22 protein-coding genes and 1 riboswitch are annotated in these 21,512 nt (G+C 70.0%); of the genes, 14 read left to right on the forward strand and 8 right to left on the reverse strand.

Features of this window, described 5'->3' with window-relative positions:
• Positions 1–86: 86 nt before the first annotated feature.
• The 11 genes from pyrH to ACFVYN_RS24350 all read left to right on the forward strand — a co-directional run bounded on the left by pyrH (position 87) and on the right by ACFVYN_RS24350 (position 10,505).
• Positions 87–845 (forward strand): UMP kinase, encoded by a 759-nt coding sequence (gene pyrH / locus ACFVYN_RS24300; protein ID WP_390001755.1) that lies wholly within the window; start codon positions 87–89, stop codon positions 843–845.
• 145 nt (positions 846–990) lie between these two features.
• The gene (gene frr / locus ACFVYN_RS24305) at positions 991–1,548 is read left to right on the forward strand and encodes a ribosome recycling factor (RefSeq protein WP_057616820.1); all 558 of its coding nucleotides are present in this window, start codon (positions 991–993) and stop codon (positions 1,546–1,548) included.
• The gene (locus ACFVYN_RS24310; protein WP_390001757.1) at positions 1,548–2,732 is read left to right on the forward strand and encodes a phosphatidate cytidylyltransferase; all 1,185 of its coding nucleotides are present in this window, start codon (positions 1,548–1,550) and stop codon (positions 2,730–2,732) included. The genes frr and ACFVYN_RS24310 overlap by 1 nt, the downstream gene beginning before the upstream one ends.
• A gap of 175 nt (positions 2,733–2,907) precedes the next feature.
• Positions 2,908–3,276: a WXG100 family type VII secretion target gene (locus tag ACFVYN_RS24315; protein WP_390001759.1), complete on the forward strand. Its 369-nt coding sequence runs from the start codon at positions 2,908–2,910 to the stop codon at positions 3,274–3,276.
• The gene (locus ACFVYN_RS24320; protein ID WP_390001761.1) at positions 3,273–4,391 is read left to right on the forward strand and encodes a WXG100 family type VII secretion target; all 1,119 of its coding nucleotides are present in this window, start codon (positions 3,273–3,275) and stop codon (positions 4,389–4,391) included. Before ACFVYN_RS24315 ends, ACFVYN_RS24320 begins: the two co-directional genes overlap by 4 nt.
• Positions 4,388–4,636, forward strand: coding sequence for a hypothetical protein (locus tag ACFVYN_RS24325; protein WP_390001763.1), 249 nt, complete (start codon positions 4,388–4,390; stop codon positions 4,634–4,636). The genes ACFVYN_RS24320 and ACFVYN_RS24325 overlap by 4 nt, the downstream gene beginning before the upstream one ends.
• A 37-nt stretch (positions 4,637–4,673) precedes the next feature.
• Positions 4,674–5,780: a 23S rRNA (adenine(2503)-C(2))-methyltransferase RlmN gene (gene rlmN / locus ACFVYN_RS24330; protein ID WP_390001765.1), complete on the forward strand. Its 1,107-nt coding sequence runs from the start codon at positions 4,674–4,676 to the stop codon at positions 5,778–5,780.
• Between the two features lie 27 nt (positions 5,781–5,807).
• Positions 5,808–5,915: riboswitch (TPP riboswitch) on the forward strand.
• Positions 5,912–6,982 (forward strand): thiamine ABC transporter substrate binding subunit, encoded by a 1,071-nt coding sequence (locus tag ACFVYN_RS24335; RefSeq protein WP_390001767.1) that lies wholly within the window; start codon positions 5,912–5,914, stop codon positions 6,980–6,982. Its footprint overlaps the riboswitch before it by 4 nt.
• Complete coding sequence (locus tag ACFVYN_RS24340; RefSeq protein WP_390001769.1) at positions 6,958–8,628, forward strand: ABC transporter permease; 1,671 nt, start codon at positions 6,958–6,960, stop codon at positions 8,626–8,628. The genes ACFVYN_RS24335 and ACFVYN_RS24340 overlap by 25 nt, the downstream gene beginning before the upstream one ends.
• Positions 8,628–9,653 (forward strand): ABC transporter ATP-binding protein, encoded by a 1,026-nt coding sequence (locus tag ACFVYN_RS24345; RefSeq protein ID WP_390001771.1) that lies wholly within the window; start codon positions 8,628–8,630, stop codon positions 9,651–9,653. The genes ACFVYN_RS24340 and ACFVYN_RS24345 overlap by 1 nt, the downstream gene beginning before the upstream one ends.
• Positions 9,654–9,677: 24 nt before the next feature.
• On the forward strand, positions 9,678–10,505 hold the full coding sequence (locus tag ACFVYN_RS24350; RefSeq protein WP_390001773.1) for a maleylpyruvate isomerase family mycothiol-dependent enzyme: 828 nt from the start codon (positions 9,678–9,680) through the stop codon (positions 10,503–10,505).
• Between the two features lie 55 nt (positions 10,506–10,560).
• On the opposite strand, the gene ACFVYN_RS24355 is transcribed toward ACFVYN_RS24350, so the two are convergent.
• The 7 genes from ACFVYN_RS24355 to ACFVYN_RS24385 all read right to left on the reverse strand — a co-directional run bounded on the left by ACFVYN_RS24355 (position 10,561) and on the right by ACFVYN_RS24385 (position 17,250).
• Positions 10,561–11,253 carry an LAETG motif-containing sortase-dependent surface protein gene (locus tag ACFVYN_RS24355; RefSeq protein WP_390001775.1) on the reverse strand — a complete coding sequence of 231 codons (693 nt, stop codon included), beginning with the start codon at positions 11,251–11,253 and terminating at the stop codon, positions 10,561–10,563.
• Between the two features lie 147 nt (positions 11,254–11,400).
• Positions 11,401–12,522, reverse strand: a complete 1,122-nt coding sequence (locus ACFVYN_RS24360; protein ID WP_390001777.1) for an LOG family protein — start codon at positions 12,520–12,522, stop codon at positions 11,401–11,403.
• A gap of 37 nt (positions 12,523–12,559) precedes the next feature.
• Positions 12,560–12,979 carry a VOC family protein gene (locus ACFVYN_RS24365; protein ID WP_390001779.1) on the reverse strand — a complete coding sequence of 140 codons (420 nt, stop codon included), beginning with the start codon at positions 12,977–12,979 and terminating at the stop codon, positions 12,560–12,562.
• A 107-nt stretch (positions 12,980–13,086) separates the two neighbouring features.
• A complete protein-coding gene (locus ACFVYN_RS24370; RefSeq protein WP_390001780.1) occupies positions 13,087–14,412 on the reverse strand; it encodes a hypothetical protein in 1,326 nt (441 codons plus the stop codon).
• Positions 14,394–15,134 (reverse strand): ABC transporter ATP-binding protein, encoded by a 741-nt coding sequence (locus tag ACFVYN_RS24375; protein WP_390001782.1) that lies wholly within the window; start codon positions 15,132–15,134, stop codon positions 14,394–14,396. The genes ACFVYN_RS24370 and ACFVYN_RS24375 overlap by 19 nt, the downstream gene beginning before the upstream one ends.
• A gap of 189 nt (positions 15,135–15,323) precedes the next feature.
• On the reverse strand, positions 15,324–16,688 hold the full coding sequence (locus ACFVYN_RS24380; RefSeq protein ID WP_390001784.1) for an aspartate aminotransferase family protein: 1,365 nt from the start codon (positions 16,686–16,688) through the stop codon (positions 15,324–15,326).
• A 19-nt stretch (positions 16,689–16,707) separates the two neighbouring features.
• Entirely contained in the window at positions 16,708–17,250 is a 543-nt protein-coding gene (locus tag ACFVYN_RS24385; protein ID WP_390001786.1) for an Lrp/AsnC family transcriptional regulator, read from the reverse strand.
• A 207-nt stretch (positions 17,251–17,457) separates the two neighbouring features.
• Here ACFVYN_RS24385 and ACFVYN_RS24390 point away from each other — a divergent pair, with 207 nt between their 5' ends.
• The gene (locus ACFVYN_RS24390; RefSeq protein WP_390001788.1) at positions 17,458–18,906 is read left to right on the forward strand and encodes a gamma-aminobutyraldehyde dehydrogenase; all 1,449 of its coding nucleotides are present in this window, start codon (positions 17,458–17,460) and stop codon (positions 18,904–18,906) included.
• 233 nt (positions 18,907–19,139) lie between these two features.
• Entirely contained in the window at positions 19,140–20,330 is a 1,191-nt protein-coding gene (locus tag ACFVYN_RS24395) for an extracellular solute-binding protein (protein WP_390001789.1), read from the forward strand.
• A 6-nt stretch (positions 20,331–20,336) separates the two neighbouring features.
• On the opposite strand, the gene ACFVYN_RS24400 is transcribed toward ACFVYN_RS24395, so the two are convergent.
• Entirely contained in the window at positions 20,337–20,804 is a 468-nt protein-coding gene (locus ACFVYN_RS24400) for a hypothetical protein (protein WP_390001791.1), read from the reverse strand.
• Between the two features lie 264 nt (positions 20,805–21,068).
• Here ACFVYN_RS24400 and ACFVYN_RS24405 point away from each other — a divergent pair, with 264 nt between their 5' ends.
• The gene (locus tag ACFVYN_RS24405; RefSeq protein ID WP_390001793.1) at positions 21,069–21,491 is read left to right on the forward strand and encodes an SRPBCC family protein; all 423 of its coding nucleotides are present in this window, start codon (positions 21,069–21,071) and stop codon (positions 21,489–21,491) included.
• The last annotated feature ends 21 nt before the right edge of the window (positions 21,492–21,512 follow it).

The raw sequence follows: 21,512 nt of genomic DNA on the forward strand, positions 1-21,512 counted from the left end.
GCCATTGCCGCGCATGGGATGCGAACCAGTTCCCACCGGCAGTGGCCTTCTTCGTATGTGCAACAGGTGAAAGAGGCGGGATCCCCATGACCACCAAGGCCCAGAAGAGCGACGACGGCAAAGTGCGCGGCCGGTTTCTGCTGAAGCTGTCCGGAGAGGCGTTCGCCGGTGGCGGCGGCCTTGGTGTGGACCCCGACGTGGTGCACAAGATCGCCCGTGAGATCGCCGCCGTCGTCCGGGACGGTGCCGAGATCGCCGTCGTCATCGGCGGCGGCAACTTCTTCCGCGGTGCCGAACTCCAGCAGCGCGGCATGGACCGGGCCCGCTCGGACTACATGGGCATGCTCGGCACCGTGATGAACTGCCTCGCCCTCCAGGACTTCCTGGAGAAGGAGGGCATCGACAGCCGGGTGCAGACCGCCATCACCATGGGCCAGGTGGCCGAGCCGTACATCCCGCTGCGTGCCGTGCGCCACCTGGAGAAGGGCCGCGTGGTCATCTTCGGCGCCGGTATGGGCATGCCGTACTTCTCCACCGACACCACCGCCGCCCAGCGCGCCCTGGAGATCGACGCCGAGGCGCTGCTCATGGGCAAGAACGGCGTGGACGGGGTCTACGACTCCGACCCGAAGACCAACCCCGACGCGGTCAAGTTCGACTCCCTCGGATACGGCGAGGTCATCACCCGTGACCTGAAGGTCGCCGACGCCACGGCCGTCACACTGTGCCGCGACAACAAGCTCCCGATCCTGGTCTTCGAGCTCCTGGCCGAGGGCAATATCGCCCGTGCCGTCAAGGGTGAGAAGATCGGCACGCTGGTGGGTGAGCAGGGCAGCGGGCACTGACCCGGAACACACCCGGTCCCTGACCGGGGATGGACAATGTCCTGCCGGTCGGGAACCGTGCAGGAAGAAGCGCGACGCAGCCGGCCGCCGCCCCACGCACACGGAACAGCAGCCGGGCCTACTTCAAGACACGCAGGAGCAAGTGGTGATCGAAGAGACCCTCCTCGAGGCCGAGGAGAAGATGGAGAAGGCCGTCGTGGTCGCCAAGGAGGACTTCGCCGCGATCCGCACCGGGCGTGCGCACCCGGCGATGTTCAACAAGATCGTGGCCGACTACTACGGCGCGCCGACGCCGATCAACCAGCTGGCTTCGTTCTCCGTGCCGGAGCCGCGCATGGCCGTGGTGACCCCGTTTGACAAGACCGCCCTGCGCAACATCGAGCAGGCGATCCGCGACTCCGACCTGGGCGTCAACCCGAGCAACGACGGCAACATCATCCGGGTGGTGTTCCCCGAGCTCACCGAGGAGCGCCGCCGCGACTACATCAAGGTCGCCAAGGCCAAGGCCGAGGACTCGCGCGTGTCCATCCGCTCCGTCCGCCGCAAGGCCAAGGACGCGATCGACAAGCTCGTCAAGGACGGCGAGGTCGGCGAGGACGAGGGCCGCCGTGCGGAGAAGGAGCTCGACGACGCGACGCACAAGTACGTCGCCCAGGTGGACGAGCTCCTCAAGCACAAGGAAGCGGAGCTTCTCGAGGTCTGATGAACGACTCTTCCTGGGCGACTCCGCCACACGCCGGGTACTGGGGGCCGTCCGACCGGGGGCCTGTCCAGGGGGCCGCCCCGGCGGGTCCCGCGTACGATGCGCATGACGCGCAGCACACTCGCCCCATGCCCATCGTGCCCGACGGACCCGCCGTACCCCGGTATGGCGACGACCAGGACGACGACCGGGGGACCGCTCGGCTGAGCGGTCCCTTGTTCCGGGACGACACGTCCCGGGACGGGACGTACCGCGACGACACGTTCCGTGCAGAGACCGCATCGGCGCAGCCCTACGCGGCGGCACCGCAGAAGCAGAATCCGGAGCCCATGCCCGACGCCTCGCAGCCGGCGCCCGCGCCGCAGAAGAAGAGCGCGGGGCGGGACCTGGGTGCGGCCATAGGAGTCGGGGTCGGGCTCGGCGTGGTGATCATCGCCTCGCTGTTCTTCGTCAAGGCCGCGTTCGTCGGCGTGATAGCGGTCGCCGTCGTGGTCGGACTGTGGGAGCTGACGAAGCGGCTGGAGGAGCGCAAGGGCATCAAGGCTCCGCTCGTGCCCTTGGCGCTCGGTGGGGCCGCGATGGTCGTCTCCGGGTACGTCCGGGGCGCGGAGGGTGCCTGGGTCGCCATGGCGCTCACGGCACTCGCGGTCCTCGTCTGGCGGATGACGGAACCGCCGGAGGGATACCTCAGGGACGTCACGGCGGGTGTCTTCGCGGCGTTCTACGTCCCGTTCCTGGCCACGTTCGTCGCCATGATGCTGGCGGCCGAGGACGGGGCGGCACGCGTGCTGACCTTCCTCCTCCTGACCGTCGTCAGCGACACCGGCGCCTACGCGGTCGGCTGGCGCTTCGGCACCCACAAGCTCGCGCCGCGCATCAGCCCCGGCAAGACCCGGGAGGGCCTGGTCGGAGCGGTGACGTTCGCGATGGCGGCGGGCGCGCTGTGCATGGAGTTCCTGATCGACGACGGTGCGTGGTGGCAGGGTCTGCTGCTCGGGCTCGCGGTCGCGGCCAGCGCGACGCTGGGTGACCTCGGCGAGTCGATGATCAAGCGGGACCTCGGCATCAAGGACATGGGCACACTCCTGCCGGGCCACGGCGGCATCATGGACCGCCTGGACTCACTGCTGCCGACGGCGCCGGTGGTGTGGCTGTTGCTGGTGCTGTTCGTGGGCAGCGGCTGACGCACGAGGACGTGCGAGGGGCGGCAGCGACGGCTGCCGCCCCTTTGCGTTGCGTCACCGCAGGCGTGGTGGGCCCGTCACTGTAGGCATGGTGGAGGCCAGGGCGGCGCAAATTGTGTGTCAGGCCTTGCTTGGCATACGTAAAAGGGGCCGTTTCCGCGGGAGTTCGTCCGGGATGCTGACCGCCGCGTCGGTTTTCGAACGGGGGAACAGGATGAGCGGGCAGTTCGGGGTGGACCCCGAGACGTTGACGGATCTGGCGGCCAGGTTCGACCGGGAGGCGACGGGGCTTGCCGGGCCGATCGGGGCGTTCTCGGGGAGCGCGGCGGAGATCGGGCAGGCATTCGGGCTGCTGGGGATCTGTGACGGGGCGACGGAGAAGTACCGGCAGCTGCTGGAGAGCACTGTCAGGGCACTCGGACAGCTTCCGGACGTGCTCAGGAGCGACAGCGACCGCCTGCGGTTGAACGCGACTCACTACACGGACTCGGACCGCACTGCCCTCGGCTACCTGCACTCCGCGGCCTCGGGTGGGCGTCCGTGAGCATCAACAGCTGGATCGACGGCAAGGTCCTGGAGATCCTGCAGGCCGCCGGTGTGGAACTCCCGGGCGGCGACGGCGACACGCTCCGGGCCATCGCCCGTGCCTGGGACGCCATGGGCACCGAGCTGACGGATGTCGTACGGGCTGTGGACTCCGCGATCGCCGGGGTCGACAAGCAGGGCTGGCACGGGGCCGCGCGGGACGCCTTCGAGAAGCACTGGGGCGAGCAGAAGAAAGTCGTCCAGGACGTCGCCGCCAACTTCCACCACGTCGCCGACGGCCTGCGGTCCTACGCCGACGAGATCGACGGGATCAACAAGGAGATCATCGACATCTGCGTCGAGATCGCCGAGATGGAGATCGCCGGGGTCGCGCTGTCGTTCTTCACCGGTTTCATCTCCGACCTCGTCGCGAACACGGCGGTGGCGACGCGGGTGGCCAGGATCGTGGACCTGGTCCGGCTCTTCACGGCGGCGGCGGAGAAGGTGGGTGGCCTGCTGGAACGCCTCGGCGCGAGCGGCGCCGAACAGACGGCGAAACTGGTGGAGTGGCTCGCCGGGTTCGGGCGGTTCAGCGCGAAGGCCACCGAGACCTTCGTCACCAACTTCGTCGCCGACTCGGGAAGCCTGATGCTGAACCAGGCCGCCCACGGGCAGCCGGTGACCGTCGGGGACGACTTCAGGAACGGCGGGTGGGCCGCGGCGGGCACTTCAGGGTTCGTCGCGGGCGCCGGAGCGCTGGGCGCCCGGTTCGCGGGAGTCACCGGCGACCTCCTGAAGGGGGAGGGCCTGGTCGGCACCACGGTCAACGGCGCGGCCGGCAATGTGGCGGGCGGTCTCACCGCCGACGCCATGAGTGGCCAGGACGTCTCGACCATGGGCCAGGACGCCCTGACGAACGCCGCGACGGGCGCCTTCGGAAACGCCCAGAACCATGGCGTCAACCACGCCCTGGAGCAGCACGGCAGCCTCGGCGGGGAGCACCTCAGCGACCGCGGGAAGCTCGCGGACGGCTCCTTCCGGAACACGGTCGGCACCACGCTCAACACCGGCGTCTACGCGGCCGGGTCCGGCATCGAGGCCGACATCCAGGACCTGACCAAGGACGAGAAGTGAGCGACTTCGGCGGGCTGCCCCTCGCGGCCGTGTTCACCCCCAACCCGGACCACCCCCTCACCTGGACCGGCCTGATCGGATTTCTGATCCTGATCTTCGGCGTCTGCATCGTGATACTCGGCGTCGTCCTGAGCGTCGTGCTGGTGCGGGGCATCGCGGACAGAAAGTGGGGCGGCTACGTGATCGGGCCGGTCATCATCCTCTTCGGCCTGACTGTCTCGTACGGCGGTGCCCAGCTCCTCTGATCGGGGGGCCCGGATGATCTGCGACACTGGTACAGCCATGCCTAAGCCCGGAGAACTCACTTTCGTCGCCCCCCGCGGAGCCAAGAAGCCGCCGCGGCATCTCGCCGACCTCACGCCCGCCGAGCGCAAGGAGGTCGTGGCCGGGATCGGGGAGAAGCCGTTTCGTGCGAAGCAGCTCTCGCAGCACTACTTCGCGCGGTTCGCGCACGACCCGGCGGAGTGGACGGACATCCCCGCCGGCGCGCGCGGCAAGCTCCAGGAGGCGTTGCTTCCGGAGCTGATGACCGTCGTACGGCATCTGTCGACCGACCAGGGGACCACGCGCAAGACGCTGTGGCGGCTGTTCGACGGGACGCTCGTGGAGTCGGTGCTGATGCGGTACCCGGACCGGGTGACCATGTGCATCAGCTCGCAGGCGGGCTGTGGCATGAACTGCCCCTTCTGTGCCACCGGACAGGCCGGGCTCGACCGCAATCTGTCCACCGCCGAGATCGTCCACCAGATCGTGGACGGGATGCGGGCGCTGCGGGACGGGGAGGTTCCGGGCGGCCCCGCCCGGCTGTCCAACATCGTCTTCATGGGGATGGGCGAGCCGCTCGCCAACTACAAGCGGGTCGTCGGCTCCATTCGCGCGCTCACCGATCCCGCCCCCGACGGGCTCGGGCTCTCGCAGCGTGGCATCACCGTGTCGACCGTGGGGCTCGTGCCCGCCATTCACCGGTTCTCCGACGAAGGCTTCAAGTGCCGGCTCGCGATCTCCCTGCACGCCCCCGACGACGAGCTGCGCGACACCCTCGTCCCCGTGAACACGCGGTGGAAGGTGCGCGAGGTCCTCGACGCCGGCTGGGAGTACGCGGCGAAGTCCGGGCGTCGGCTGTCCATCGAGTACGCGCTGATCCGGGACATCAACGACCAGGCCTGGCGCGGCGACCGGCTGGGACGGCTGCTCAAGGGCAAGCCCGTGCACGTCAACCTCATCCCGCTGAACCCGACCCCCGGGTCCAAGTGGACCGCCTCCCGGCCCGAGGACGAGAAGGCGTTCGTGGAGGCCATCGCCGCCCATGGTGTGCCGGTGACGGTCCGGGACACCCGTGGGCAGGAGATCGACGGGGCCTGTGGCCAGCTCGCGGCCACCGAGCGGTAGTCTGACGACCGTACGTACGTACATCTTCATATCCGACAGGGGAGCGCCACAGCGCTGAGAGTGCGGCAATCGGGCCGCAGACCCTCTGAACCTCGCCCAGGTCATTCTGGGTAGGAAGTTCGGTCATCACCGTGAACAACAAGAAGTTCTGTGCTGTCGTCGTGGGCCTCGGCCTGGTCACGCTGTCCGCGTGCGGGTCGTCGTCCTCCGGATCCGGCGGGTCCGGCTCCAAGACCGTCACTTTGGTCAGCCACGACTCGTGGGCCGTCTCCAAGAGCGTCCTCGCCGACTTCGAGAAGAAGTCCGGGTACAAGGTCAGGGTCCTGGAGGACGGCGACGCCGGGCAGGCCGTCAACAAGGCCATCCTCACCAAGGACAACCCGCAGGGTGATGTCTTCTTCGGCGTCGACAACACCCTGCTCTCCCGCGCGCTCGACAACGGCCTCTTCCAGTCCTACGAGGCCAAGGGCGCGGACGGGATCGAGGCCGGGTACCGGGTCGACGGCGACAAGGTCACGCCCATCGACACCGGCGACATCTGCGTCAACTACGACAAGGCCTACTTCAGCGAGCACAAGCTGGCCCCGCCGACGTCGTACGACGATCTGGTCAAGCCCGCCTACAAGAACCTCCTCGTCACCGAGAACGCCTCCACCTCCTCGCCGGGTCTCGGGTTCCTGCTCGGGAGCGCCGCGAAGTACGGCGACGACGGCTGGAAGGGTTACTGGAAGAAGCTCAAGGCCAACGGCGTCAAGGTCGTCGACGGCTGGGAGCAGGCCTACAACGAGGAGTTCTCCGGTTCCGCCGGGGGCAGGAAGGCGAAGGCCGACCGGCCGCTCGTCGTGTCGTACGCCTCCTCGCCGCCCGCCGAGGTGATCTACGCCGACCCGAAGCCGAAGACCGCCCCCACCGGGGTGGCGCAGGGCACCTGCTTCCGGCAGATCGAGTACGCGGGGCTGCTGAGCAACGCGAAGAACACCAAGGGCGGCAAGGCGTTCCTGGACTTCCTGCTCACCAAGGAGTTCCAGCAGGACATGCCGCTCAACATGTTCGTGTATCCGGTGGTGGAGGGCGCCAAGGTGCCGGCCGAGTTCACCGCGTACGGTCCGCAGGCCAAGGATCCCGAGACCATGGACCCGGCGAAGATCGCCGACAACCGTGACGACTGGGTCAAGTCATGGACCTCGCTCGTACTGAAGTAAGGCCCCGCAAGGGCGTCACGAACGCGGCGGCCCGGCTCGGGCTCGTGGCCGTGCCCGTCGCGTTCTTCGCCGTCTTCTTCGCCTATCCCGTCGCCGCGATCGTCACGCGCGGACTCAAGGCGGGCGGGGCCTGGCAGTTCGGCCGGATCACCGACGTCCTCACTCAGCCGGACATCCGGCACGTCCTGTGGTTCACCACCTGGCAGGCGCTCGCCTCGACCGCGCTCACGCTCCTGGTCGCACTCCCCGGCGCGTACGTCTTCGCGCGCTTCGACTTCCCCGGCAAGCAGATCCTGCGGGCCGTGGTCACCGTCCCCTTCGTGCTGCCGACGGTCGTCGTCGGTACGGCCTTCCTGGCGCTGGTGGGGCGCGGCGGGCTGCTGGACGACCTGTGGGGCGTACGGCTGGACACCACCGTGTGGGCGATCCTGCTCGCGCACGTCTTCTTCAACTACGCGGTCGTCGTACGGACCGTCGGCGGACTGTGGGCCCAGCTGGACCCGCGTCAGGAGGAGGCCGCGCGGATGCTGGGCGCGTCCCGGCTCAGGGCCTGGCGGACCGTCACCCTGCCCGCGCTCGCGCCCGCGGTGGCCGCCGCCGCGCTGATGGTCTTCCTGTTCACGTTCACCTCCTTCGGGGTCGTGCAGATCCTCGGCGGGCCGACGTTCTCGACCCTCGAAGTGGAGATCTACCGGCAGACCTCCGAGATCTTCGACCTGTCCACGGCCGCCGTGCTGACGCTGATCCAGTTCGTCGCGGTGGGCGCGGTCCTCGCCCTGCACGCGTGGACCGTGCGGCGCCGGGAGACCGCGCTGCGGCTCGTGGACGCGTCCGTGACCGCCCGGCGGCCGCGCGGGGCGGGGCAGTGGGGCCTGCTGGCCGGGGTCGTGGGCTGTGTCGCCGTACTCCTCGTGCTGCCGCTCGCCGTGCTCGTCCAGCGGTCGCTGGATGCCCCCGGCTTCGGCTACTACCGGGCGCTGACCGACAGCGACGGCGGGATCTTCCTCGTCGCGCCGATCGAGGCGGTCGGGAACTCGCTGGAGTACGCCCTCGTCGCGACCGCCATCGCGGTGGCGGTCGGGGGTCTCGCGGCGGCCGCGTTGACGCGGCGGGACGCGGGCCGGTTCGTACGGGGCTTCGACGCGCTGCTGATGCTGCCGCTCGGGGTGTCCGCGGTGACCGTGGGCTTCGGGTTCCTGATCTCCCTCGACGAGCCGCCGCTGGACCTGAGGCAGTCCTGGATCCTGGTGCCGCTCGCCCAGGCGCTGGTCGGGGTGCCCTTCGTGGTGCGGACCATGCTGCCCGTGCTGCGGGCCGTGGACCACCGGCTGCGGGAGGCCGCGGCCGTGCTCGGGGCCTCGCCGTGGCGGGTGTGGCGGGAGGTGGACCTGCCCATGGTGCGGCGGGCGTTGCTGATCGCGGCGGGCTTCGCCTTCGCCGTGTCGCTGGGCGAGTTCGGGGCGACCGTGTTCATCGCACGGCCCGACAACCCGACCCTGCCGGTCGCCGTGGCCCGGCTGCTCGGGCGGGCCGGTGATCTCAACTACGGCCAGGCGATGGCTCTTTCGACGATCCTGATGGTGGTGTGCGCGGTGGCGCTGCTGGTGCTCGAACGGCTGCGGACCGACCGGACCGGGGAGTTCTGATGCTGCTGAGCCTTGAGGACGCGACGGTGCGGTTCGGCGGGCGGGCCGTGCTCGACGGGGTCGGTCTCGATGTCGCCGAGCACGAGCTCGTGTGCGTGCTCGGGCCCAGCGGGAGCGGGAAGTCGACGCTGCTGCGGGCGGTGGCCGGGCTTCAACCGCTCGACGGAGGACGGGTCCTGCTCGACGGACGCGACCAGGGCGGGGTGCCCGCGCACAAGCGCGGGGTCGGGCTGATGTTCCAGGACCATCAGCTGTTCCCGCAGCGGGACGTGGGCGCCAACGTGGCCTTCGGACTGCGGATGCAGCGGGCTTCCAGGGCCCAACAGGAGGAGCGGGTGCGGGAGTTGCTCGACCTCGTCGGGCTTCCGGGCGCGGGCCGCCGTGCCGTCGCCGCGCTCTCGGGTGGTGAGCAGCAGCGGGTCGCGCTGGCCCGGGCGCTGGCTCCCCGGCCCCGGTTGCTGATGCTCGACGAACCGCTCGGGCAGCTGGACCGTTCCCTGCGGGAGCGGCTGGTCGTCGAACTGCGGGAGTTGTTCGGGCGGTTGGGCACCACGGTGCTCGCGGTCACCCACGACCAGGGGGAGGCCTTCGCGCTCGCCGACCGGGTCGTGGTGATGCGGGACGGGCGGATCGCCCAGTCCGGTACGCCGCTCGAGGTGTGGCAGCGGCCGGCGGACGAGTTCGTGGCGCGCTTCCTCGGCTTCGAGAACGTGGTCGAGGGCACGGTGACAGGCGAGGCCGCGGACACGGCGTGGGGCAAGGTGCCGGTGCCGTCGGGAGCCGCCCAGGGGGCTCGGAGCGTGCTGGTGCGGCCCGCGGGGGTGCGGCTCGTGGCGGCGGACGAGGGCCTGCGCTGCACGGTCGGCGCGCGCACCTTCAAGGGCACGCACGTCGCCGTACACCTGCATCCCTCAGAAGGCGGCGGGCCGCGGCTCGAGGCCGCGTGTGCGCTGCGCGAGGCGCCGGAGGTCGGGGACGTGGTCGGGGTGGAGTTCGAGGCCGCCGAAATTGTGGTGCTGGGCTGAGGGGGGCGGACCTACAGTGCGGGCATGAACGCGCCGCGATCGGACGCCAGGACGGCGAACACCGCCTCCACGCTCTCCCACGACCGCTACTGCGACGAGATCGCCCACCAGGTCGGCCTGCTGAGGGCCGTGGTGACCTCCGGGGCCGATCTGTCCGTGACCGTGCCGACCTGCCCGGACTGGTCACTGCGGCGGCTGGTGCGGCACACCGGGGGCGCCCTGCGCTGGGCGGAGTTGTTGGTGCGGACCCGGGCGCGGGAGGAAGTGCCCGACGAGAAGGTGCCGTTGGGGGAGGGGCCCGAGACCGCCGGTGATCTCGACGCGTGGCTCGCCGAGACCGGCGACCTGCTCGTCGCCACGCTCCGGGAGGCCGGGCCGGACGCCGAGGTGTGGTCCTGGGCCGGGATCCCCACCTCGGGCTTCTGGGCCCGGCGGATGGCCCACGAACTCACCGTCCACCGTGCCGACGCCGCTCTCGCCGCCGGGCTGCCGTACGAGGTCGCCCCGGACATCGCCGCCGACGCGATCGACGAATGGCTTCAGATCGTGGAGTTCGTGCAGCGGGCCATGCCGCACGACGGGGCGAGGGACCTGCGCGGCCCCGGACGCAGCATCCATCTGCATGCCACCGACGCGACTCCCGAGCTCGACGCCGAGTGGCTGGTCGAGCTCACCGAGGACGTCGTCGTCTGGCGGCGGGGGCATGAGAAGGCAACCGTCGCGCTGCGGGGTCCGCTGACCGCCGTCATGCTCGCCTTCTACCGTCGACTGCCGCTGGACCAGCCGGAGTTGGAAGTCCTCGGGGAGCGGGAGCTGTTGGAGTTGTGGCTGGAGCGGACGACCTTCGGGTGAACAGGGCGGTGGCCCGCCCCCGTTGAGGGGACGGGCCACCGGACTGCTGTGGGTGTCAGCGGCTGCCGGCGCCACGGCGGCGCAGGCCGAAGAACACGGCGCCGCCGCCGAGGGCGACCAGGGCGACCGCGATCCCCGCGATCAGGCCGGTGTTGGAGTTCGCACCGGTCTCGGCGAGGTTGGAGTCGCCGGCCGCGGGCGACGGGGCGTTGCTCTCGACGCTGGCCGGAGCGGTGCTGGTGCCCTCCGACGCCGACAGGGTCGGGGTCGGGGACTCCTCGGCCGGGGTGCTGGCGGAGTCCGACGGGCTGGGCGTGGGCGTCGGGGTCGGCGTGTCCTCGGTCTTGCAGGCGGTCGCCGGGGTGGTCAGGTTCGGCGTGATGTCCTTGTCGACGTAGGGCTTGGCGACGACACGGATGCGGTACTCCGCGTTGGGCGCCCAGTCCTCCTTGAAGGTGATGGTGGTGCCCCCCTTGGAGCCCTTCACCGTCTGCTCGCCGACCTTCTTCGCGTCGGCGCCGTTGCTCTGCAGGAACACGGAGACCGTCGCCTCGACGCCGGTCTTGTCCACGTCGGTGACGGTGATGACGCCCTGGGTGCCGTCACACTTCGCTTCGGCGGAGAACTCCTTGATGTCGCAGGCAAGGGCGTTGCCGGAGGCGCCGAGCACGATCGCGGTCGAGGCGGCGGCGACGCCGAGGAAGCGCGCGGCGCGGGAGGTGCGGCGGGATATGGGCGTGAATGCCACGTTCATCCTTCACGGGGTGCGCAAATGCGGGGGGTTGAAGAGTCGGTGATATGGCATCACCAACCCCAGGAGTCTCACAGGTCTATAAGCGCTGCATAAGAAGTGTCAACGTGCAGGCGCCTTACAACCGTTGACTTTGCCTTCTTATTACATTGTGAGACGTTTCAGTGCCGCCGGAGCCTCCTCGATCCGGTCAACCAGGGCGATTCGGGCCTCCATCGACCGCTCCCGCGCGAGCGCCTGCAGCAGCGGCCAGGTGGGCAGCTTCTGTGTCCAGTGGACGCGGTCGACGAGGACCATCGGTGTGGGTTCGCCGCGCGACTCGTAGTAGTTCGGCGTCGCGTTGTCGAAGATCTCCTGCACGGTGCCGGCGGCGCCCGGCAGGAAGACCACACCGGCGTTCGAGCGGGCGAGCAGGCCGTCCTCGCGGGTGGCGTTGGCGAAGTACTTGGCGATGTGCGAGGCGAAGGCGTTCGGCGGCTCGTGTCCGTAGAACCAGGTCGGGATGCCGACGGAGTGTCCGCCCCGGGGCCAACGGGAGCGGACCTCGAAGGCGGCGCGCGCCCAGTCGGTGATCGACGGTGTGAAGGAGGGCGCCGTCGCGAGGAGTTCGCACGCCTCGTCGAGCATGGCGTCCTCGAAGGGGGCCGCGTAGGCGCCGAGGTTGGCCGCCTCCATCGCGCCCGGGCCGCCACCGGTGGCCACGGTGAACCCGGCGCGGGCCAGTTCGCGGCCGAGGCGGGCGGCACCGGCGTATTCGCGGGTGCCGCGGGCCATCGCGTGGCCGCCCATCACCCCCACGACCTGTGTGCCGCGCAGGAGTTCGTCGAGGGCGTCGGAGACGGCGTCGTCGTGCAGGGAGCGGAGCATCGACGCGTATATGTCGCCGTCGGCCCTGGTGCGCTGGAACCAGGCGTAGGCGAGGGCGTCGGGAGTCTGCTCGTACCCCTTCTCCAGTCCGTCGAACAACTCGTCGGGGGAGTACAGCAGTCCGCGGTACGGGTCGAAGGGCAGGTGCGGGACGGGCGGGAAGACCAGGGCGCCGTCCGTGCGGAGCTTGGCCGCGGCGTTCTCCCGCATCGGGCAGCCCAGGAAGACGGCCTCCGAGGTGTCGGTGGCCAGCAACTCCCTTGTGCGGTCGGTCAGATCGACGGACTGGACCCGGAAACCGGTGAGGGTGCCGCGGGCCGCCACGACCGCGTCGAACTCCTCCAGCGTCTCGATCTCACGGTCGTCGTGGTGTGCCGCATGGGCGGGGCTCGTCTGCACCCGCCCATGCTCGCACGTCCCAGTGGCGGCCCGTGGGTCAGCTCTGGATCGCGGCCGGGTCCATCCAGATGACCTCCCAGGTGTGGCCGTCGAGGTCGTCGAAGGAGCGGCCGTACATGAAGCCGTGGTCCTGGGTCTCGCCGGCCGGGGTGCCGCCCGCCGCGAGCGCCTTGTCGACCAGCTCGTCGACCTCCGCGCGGCTCTGGGCGCTCAGCGCGATCAGGACCTCGCTGGTCGTCGTCGCGTCCGCGATCTCCTTCTTGGTGAAGGTCGAGTAGAACGGCTTCTTCAGCAGCATCGCGACGATGGTGTCGCTGATCACGACGGACGCGGCGTTGTCGTCGCTGAACTGCGGGTTGAGCGAGTAACCGAGCTCCGTGAAGAACTTCTTCGAGGCGTCGAGGTCGTTCACGGCCAGGTTCACGAAGATCATCTGCTGGTACGTCGGCGAGGTCATCTGAGTCTCTCCCATCGGGTGCGTGCTGTTCGGTGGGTTAGACGGGTGGGGCCGGCGAAAGTCATCGGCGACCCGAGATTTTTTTCGTACGACTTTCCGTGTCCGGCTCAGGAGGACAGGGGCAGGGCCGCCAGCTCGGCCACGACCAGGGTCAGCGGGCCGAAGAGGGCCAGCAGGGCGCCCGCGCGGAGGGCCGCGGCGCTGCGGAGCATCGTGGCGGGGGCGCCGAGGCGGACGAGCGCGGCCGTGGTGTCGGAGCGCGCGTGCTTCGCCTCCACGGCGGCGGTCAGAAGCGTGGCGAGCGTGCAGCTCGTCACGAGGAGCAGACCGAGGGTGGTGAGGGGGCCCACCTCGGGCCCTGCGGTGTCGTACAGGCTGGCCATGGCGTAGGCGCCGGAGGCCACCGCGCAGACGATGCCCAGGGGGCGGCCGATGCGGGCGGCCTCCGCCATGAGGACCCGGCCGGCGAGGAGGCGCAGGGCGCCGGGCTGCGTGGACTGGAGGAGACGGCCGCACAGGTGCGTGAGGCCGGGTCCGGCGACCGCCAGGCCCACGGCGGTCAGGAGCCAGCCGATGAGGACGGAGGGGGCCCCTGCGAGGCCGCCGGGGAGCGGGGCGGCGGGAGCGGCGCCCTGACGGTTGGCGTAGGCCTCCACGGCCAGGCCCGCGGAGAGGATGGTGATGCCCCAGGGGAGGCCTTTGGGGGCTTCCCGGGGGAGTGGGGGCAGAGCGCTGTCGTCCTGGCCGGGGTCCGGGGCCGGGGCCGGGTTCTCTTCGGTGGGGGGCGCCGCGGCGGGCTCGCCCGCGGTCCGGCGCGCGCGGAAGCGGCCGTACGCCCCGAAGGGCTCCCTGGCTGTCGTCCTGCCGTACGCCCCGAAGCGGCCGTACGACCGTGCCTGCCTCCTCGCCGCCGCCGGCCTGTCGTCCCGTGGCCGCAGGACGAGTGCCACCGTCACCGACGCGATCGCCGGGACCAGGCCCAGCAGAGTCAGGGCCGCCGGCAACGGGAGGGGGGCGTCCGCCGCCAGGAAGTCCGCCGCCGCTCCGTCGAAGGGCATGCCCGTCAGGTCGCCGCGCAGGTGCAGGAAGAACAGCAGCGCCAGCATCGAGCCGAGGGTGCAGGACAGGGCCGTCGTCGTGGCCGTGACGGCCATCAGGCGGGCCGGGCCGAGTCCGATCGCGGCGAGACCGGGGCGGGGGCGGGTGCCCGGGTCGGTGCGGGCGACCGCCAGCGCGAAGTGGACCGTCGCCGCCACGGGAGTCAGGCACCACGCCAGGCGCAGGGCGGCCCCGGAGGCGTCCTCGGGGTGGCTGATCGCGTGGCCGAGGGTGCACAGGAGGAGGAAGCCCGTGCCGGCCGAGGCGAACGCCACCAGGAGGCGACGCAGCTGTACGGCGGGACGGGCGCCCCAGGTCAGACGGAGAGCGAGCACGCGGTACGGCCTTCCGGGTCGGCCATCGGGGGCAGGTGCACGGTGTTCACCCGGCGTCCGTCCAGGAGGGTGACCGTGCGGTCCGCCAGGGCTGCGGTGTCGGTGTCGTGCGTCGCCAGGACCACGGTGATGCCGTGGGAGCGTGCGGCCGTCGTGAGCGTGCGCAGGACGTGCGCGCGCTCCGCCCGGTGCAGCGGAGCCGTCGGTTCGTCCGCGAACAGGACCGACGGGGCGGGGGCGAGGGCGCGGGCGACGCAGACGCGCTGACGTTCGGACTGGGTCAGCTCGTGCGGGCGGCAGCGGGTCCGGTCGCCGATGTCGAGGCGCTCCAGCCACTCCACGGCGGCCGTCCTGGCGCGTCGGCGGCCGGTGCCGCGCAGCATGAGGGGGAGGGCGGCGTTCTCCCAGGCGTTGAGCTCGGGGACGAGCACCGGGGCCGGGTCGATCCAGCCGAAGCGGTCGCGGCGCAGGCGCTCGCGGGTCATCGGGCCCATGGTGTGCACGGGCACGCTGTTGAACCAGACCTCGCCGCGCTGGGCCGGGGTGAGTCCGGACAGGCATCTGAGCAGTGCGGTCTTGCCGCTGCCGCGCGGCCCGCTGACGGCGAGGATCTCGCCCTCGCGCACTCCCAGGGAGACACCCTGGAGCGCCGGCGAGCCGTCGCGGTGGGTGAAGTGCAGGGAGCGTGCCCAGAGCACGTCGTTGTCCGGCGGGGCCTCCATGGGCGTACACCTCGTTCTGGTCCGTTGTGCCTTGCAATCCCCCGAGCGGGGGAACGAAAGCAGGGCCGATCGGTTACCAGGCACGCTAAGGAGGCGGGGGCGGGACGTTGTACAGCACACGGCCCGGGGTGCGTGCCTGTCACTCGGACGGGTGCACTCCGGGCCGTACGGGCCGGGGATCGCCGGGGGCTAGAGCTTCGTCCAGGCCTCGGTGAGGGTCGCGCGCAAAATCTGCTCGATCTCGTCGAAGGTCCCCTGGTCGGAGATCAGCGGCGGGGCGAGCTGGACGACGGGGTCGCCGCGGTCGTCGGCACGGCAGTACAGGCCGTTGTCGTAGAGCGCCTTGGAGAGGAAGCCGTACAGGACGCGCTCGGTCTCCTCGTCGTTGAAGGACTCCTTCGTCGCCTTGTCCTTGACCAGCTCGATGCCGTAGAAGAAGCCGTTGCCGCGGACGTCGCCGACGATCGGCAGGTCGTGCAGCTTCTCCAGGGTCGAGCGGAAGGCGCCCTCGTTGTCGAGCACGTGCTGGTTGAGGTTCTCGCGCTCGAACAGGTCGAGGTTGGCGAGGCCCACCGCGGCCGACACGGGGTGGCCGCCGAAGGTGTAGCCGTGCAGGAAGACGTTGTCCTCCTTGTAGAACGGCTCGGCCAGGCGGTCGGAGATGATGCAGGCGCCGATCGGGGAGTAGCCCGAGGTCATGCCCTTGGCGCAGGTGATCATGTCCGGGACGTAGTCGAACTTGTCGCAGGCGAACATGGTGCCGAGGCGGCCGAAGGCGCAGATGACCTCGTCCGAGACCAGCAGCACGTCGTACTGGTCGCAGATCTCCCTGACCCGCTGGAAGTAGCCGGGCGGGGGCGGGAAGCAGCCGCCGGCGTTCTGCACGGGCTCCAGGAAGACCGCGGCGACGGTGTCCGGGCCCTCGAAGAGGATCTGCTGCTCGATCTGGTCGGCGGCCCAGCGGCCGTACGCCTCGGGGTCGTCGCCGTGGATCGGGGCGCGGTAGATGTTGGTGTTCGGGACCTTGTGGGCGCCCGGGACCAGCGGCTCGAAGGGGGCCTTGAGAGCCGGAAGGCCGGTGATGGACAGGGCGCCCTGCGGGGTGCCGTGGTAGGCGACCGCGCGGGAGATGACCTTGTACTTGGTCGGCTTGCCGACCAGCTTGAAGTACTGCTTGGCGAGCTTCCAGGCGGTCTCGACCGCCTCACCGCCACCGGTCGTGAAGAAGACCTTGTTGAGGTCGCCGGGCGTGTGCTGCGCGAGGCGCTCCGCGAGCTCGACGGCCTTCGGGTGGGCGTAGGACCACACCGGGAAGAACGCCAGTTCCTGCGCCTGCTTGAACGCCGCCTCGGCGAGCTCGACGCGTCCGTGGCCGGCCTGGACCACGAACAGGCCCGCGAGGCCGTCGAGGTAGCGCTTGCCCTTGTCGTCGTAGATGTAGGTGCCCTCGCCCCGGACGATGGTCGGGACCGGGGAGTTCTCGTACGAGGACATGCGGGTGAAGTGCATCCACAGGTGGTCGTACGCGGTGCGGCTGAGGTCCTTGGAGCTCACGGTTATCGGGTCCTCACGGTTATCGGGTTCCCCACATGTAGGTCTGCTTCTTGAGCTTCAGATAGACGAAGCTCTCGGTGGAGCGCACTCCGGGGATGGCCCGGATGCGGCGGTTGATGACCTCCAGGAGGTGGTCGTCGTCCTCGCAGACGATCTCCACCATCAGGTCGAAGGAGCCGGCCGTCATCACCACGTACTCGCATTCGGACATGGCGGTCAGCGCGTCGGCCACGGACTCGACATCGCCCTCGACGTGGATGCCGACCATCGCCTGGCGCCGGAAGCCCACGGTGAGCGGGTCCGTGACGGCGACGATCTGCATCACGCCCTGGTCGAGCAGCTTCTGGACGCGCTGGCGCACGGCCGCCTCGGACAGGCCCACGGCCTTGCCGATCGCGGCGTACGGACGGCGGCCGTCCTCCTGGAGCTGCTCGATGATGGCGAGGGAGACGGCGTCCAGGTTCGGGCTGCTGCCGTTCCTGGACTCGTGCCGGGCCTCGCTCCTGGACTCGCGGGAGTCCCTGGGGTCTGCGCTTCGACTGGCCACGAGCTCACTGTGCACGACGTCTCGTCGGTTTCGCAAGGTTGGGGCGATGAAATTCGTTGTTCACGTGACTGATACCTGCGGATTTCGCAGTCTTGGCGCGATCAGGGGTGTTGAAAACGCGGGCCTGGCGATTAGGGTGGGTGTCTCAGTCAGTGGACAGTTTCAACCCCCCATTTCAACCCCCCGTTTCAACCCCGTCTCAACCCCTCCAGGAGGCCGGCAGTGAGCACCGAGCTGCGTCGGATGCGCAAACTACGCAACTACATCGCCGGTGAGTTCCGGGACGCCGCCGATGGGCGGACCACCGAGGTGGTCAACCCCGCGACCGGCGAGGCGTACGCGACCGCGCCGCTGTCCGGACCCGCGGACGTGGACGCGGCGATGGCCGCCGCTGCGGCCGCTTTCCCGGGCTGGCGCGACACCACGCCCGCCGAGCGGCAGAAGGCCCTGCTGAAGATCGCGGACGCGTTCGAGGAGCGGGCCGAGGAGCTCATCGCGGCCGAGGTGGAGAACACCGGCAAGCCGATCGGGCTCACGCGGTCCGAGGAGATCCCGCCGATGGTCGACCAGATCCGCTTCTTCGCGGGCGCGGCGCGGATGCTGGAGGGACGGTCGGCCGGTGAGTACATGGAGGGCCTGACCTCCATCGTGCGACGCGAGCCGGTCGGGGTCTGCGCGCAGGTCGCGCCCTGGAACTACCCGATGATGATGGCCGTGTGGAAGTTCGCGCCGGCGATCGCGGCCGGCAACACGGTGGTGCTGAAGCCGTCGGACACGACTCCGGCGTCGACCGTGCTGATCGCGGAGATCATCGGCTCGATCCTGCCGAAGGGCGTCTTCAACGTCATCACCGGCGACCGCGACACCGGGCGCCTGATGGTCGAGCACCCGACGCCGGCGATGGCGTCCATCACCGGGTCGGTGCGGGCCGGTATGTCGGTCGCCGAGTCCGCGTCCAGGGACCTGAAGCGGGTGCACCTGGAGCTGGGCGGCAAGGCCCCGGTCGTCGTCTTCGAGGACACCGACATCCCGAAGGCCGTCGAGGACATCTCGGTGGCGGGCTTCTTCAACGCCGGGCAGGACTGTACGGCGGCCACGCGCGTGCTGGTGCAGTCCTCGATCCACGACGAGTTCGTCGCGGCGCTGGCGAAGGCCGCCGCCGACACCAAGACCGGGCAGCCGGACGACGAGGACGTGCTGTACGGCCCCCTCAACAACCCGAACCAGCTCAGGCAGGTCTCCGGGTTCATCGAGCGGCTGCCCGCGCACGCCAAGGTCGAGACCGGCGGCCACCAGGTCGGCGAGAAGGGGTACTTCTACGCGCCGACCGTCGTGTCCGGGCTGAAGCAGGACGACGAGATCATCCAGAAGGAGGTCTTCGGGCCGGTCATCACGGTCCAGTCCTTCACCGACGAGGAGCAGGCCGTGTCGTGGGCCAACGGCGTCGAGTACGCGCTCGCCTCCTCGGTGTGGACCAAGGACCACGGCCGCGCGATGCGGATGTCCAAGAAGCTGGACTTCGGGTGCGTGTGGATCAACACCCACATTCCGCTGGTCGCGGAGATGCCGCACGGCGGGTTCAAGAAGTCGGGGTACGGCAAGGACCTGTCGGGCTACGGCTTCGACGACTACACGCGGATCAAGCACGTGATGACGTCGTTGGACGCGTAGGTCTTTCGGCCGGAGGTGTGCGTGGTGTTCCGGCCGCGGGCGCGTGGGAGTCGGTCGCGCCCGCGGCGGTAGCCGCGCACGGACAGAGCCCGGGCCCCTGAAGCGAGTTGTGGCGCCGAGGTGATGGCCACGGGATCCCGATGGCGCCCGCTCGACAGGGTGTCCGCCGCAGCCCGTTCCGCTCGACGCCGCGTCGATTGTCGGCCCCCGGGCCGGGGCGGCATGCTGCGGCCATGCCACTCACACCGAGGACGTCCCCGCTCTCCCGCAGGGCCCTGCTGCGTGCGCTCGGCGGTGCGGCGGTGCTGGGCGGTCTCGCCGGGTGCGGGGTGCCCGCCGCGTACGTGGCCGCGGGCGACCGCGCCGTCACCGACCGCTCCGCCACCGACAAGCGGCTGAGCTGGGCGAACTGGCCGCTCTACATCGACACGGCCGACGACGACTCGACGCGGCGGCCGACGCTGGACGCCTTCCGGAAGCGGACCGGCATAGCCGTCGACTACGTCGAGGAGATCAACGACAACGACGAGTTCTTCGGCAAGATCAGCCCCGCGCTGATGAACCACCAGCAGACCGGCCGCGATCTGATCGTCATGAGCGACTGGATGTGCGCGCGCTTCGTACGGCTCGGCTGGGTCCAGGAGATGGACCGGGCGAACCAGCCGAACGTGAGCAAGTACCTGGACCCGCTGCTGCGTTCACCGTCCTTCGACCCGGGCCGCGAGCACACCGTGCCGTGGCAGTCGGGGATCACCGGTATCGCGTACGACCGCAGGAGGCTGGGCCGCGAGATCCGGCAGGTGAAGGATCTCTGGGCGAGTGACCTGAGGGGCCGGGTCACCCTGCTCTCCGGTCTCGACGAGGCCTTCGCGCTGCTGATGCAGGGCAACGGCGTCGACATCACCCGGTGGACGGCGGACGACTTCGACGCGGTCTGCGACCAGGTCGAGAAGTACGTCAGGAACGGGCAGATCCGCCGCTTCACCGGCAACGACTACACCAAGGACCTCGTCACCGGTGACGTCCTGGCCTGTCAGGCGTACTCCGGAGACGTGATCCAGCTCCAGGCCGACAATCCCGACATCCGTTTCGTCGTCCCCGAGGAGGGTGCGGAGCTCTGGTCGGACTCCCTGATGATCCCCGACCGCGCCCTGCACAAGGCCAACGCGGAGCGCCTCGTCGACTACTACTACGCCCCCGAGGTCGCCGCGGAACTCGCCGCCTGGGTCAACTACGTCTGCCCCGTCCCCGCCGCCCGCGACGTCCTGGCCGCGTCGAAGGACGAGGACACCGCCGCCCTCGCCGACAACCCCCTGATCTTCCCGGACGCGCGGACGCGTGAGCGGCTGGTGATCGCGCGGGACATCACGTCGAAGGAGCGGGCGGAGTACACGAGGCGGTGGAACGTGATCGTGGGGTTGTGAGCGCGGTCAGGTGTAGTACGTGTCGAACGACCCGATCCACCACGCGGCCATCGGCAGGACGCACACCTGTACTCCGGCCGTGATCCAGCAGCGGGCCAGGGCCGCCGTGCCGAAGGTCCACCACGCCGTGGTCCGCAGGGCGTCGACCACGTCCGCCTGGTAGCTCTGCCCGGTGGGATCCATCATGCCGGGGTAGCCCGTCCAGCCTTCGGTGAAGATGCCGTCCGAGCCGAAGACGACGGCGAGCGAGATGAACCACAGATCTGCCAGGACAGCCGTCACCGCGAGTGTCACGTCGAAGCGTCGGTACGCGGGTGTCGGCGCCAGGAGCCGTACCGCCGGGTGTCCGTCGCCTCGCACCCAGTCCAGCGGCCACACGCGCACCAGCGTGGCGACGGAGTACGCCAGCGCGGTCAGGGCCGCCAGCCACCCGCCCATGGACAGCAGCCCGAAGAACAACATCACGAGACTCACGCAGGAGCAGAGGTCCCGCCACGCTGGAATGGTTCCCAGACTCCTTGCGAGGCTGCCCACTTGCACTCCATCTCGCCGGCCTCACGATGATCGTCAACGGCGCCCTCCTCGTCGTCCCCCTCGCGCTCGCCGCGTAAGGGACGATCCGCGGGAAGGGACGAGCCGGGGCCGGGACCCGTGCCGTGTGTGCCGCCCCGGCGGGGGTATCCGCTTCGCACCGCACCCGTCGGGCCGGCCCCGGCCCATCAGAAGGAGAGGTACCCCATGTCCGCGTCCCTCGTGGAAACGGTCGATATCGAGGCTCCCGTCGCAGTCGCCTGGGGCCTGTGGAGCGATGTGACCCGGTGGCCGACCTTTCTGAGCCACGTACGCCTGGTGGAGCCGCTGGACGAGCGCCGTTTCGCCTGGCAGCTCCAACTGCCCGGCGCCGACAAGAACTTCGTCGCCGAGCTGACCGAGGTGATCCCCGAGGAGCGCATCGCCTGGCACACCGTTGAGGGGGTGCACCACGCGGGCGTGGTCACCTTCCACCGGCTCGATGAAACCAGGAGCCGGGTGACGCTGCAGATCGAGTACGACCCCAAGGGGTTCATCGAGCACCTCGGCGCGCTGACCAACCTCGACTCCGCGCTCGCCAACTACGACCTCGGCGAGTTCCAGAAGCTGGCGGAGACCGCCGCCTCCTGAGAGCCTTTTGAACATGTTCAA

Source organism: Streptomyces sp. NPDC058307 (genome assembly GCF_042880295.1).
Lineage (GTDB): Bacteria > Actinomycetota > Actinomycetes > Streptomycetales > Streptomycetaceae > Streptomyces.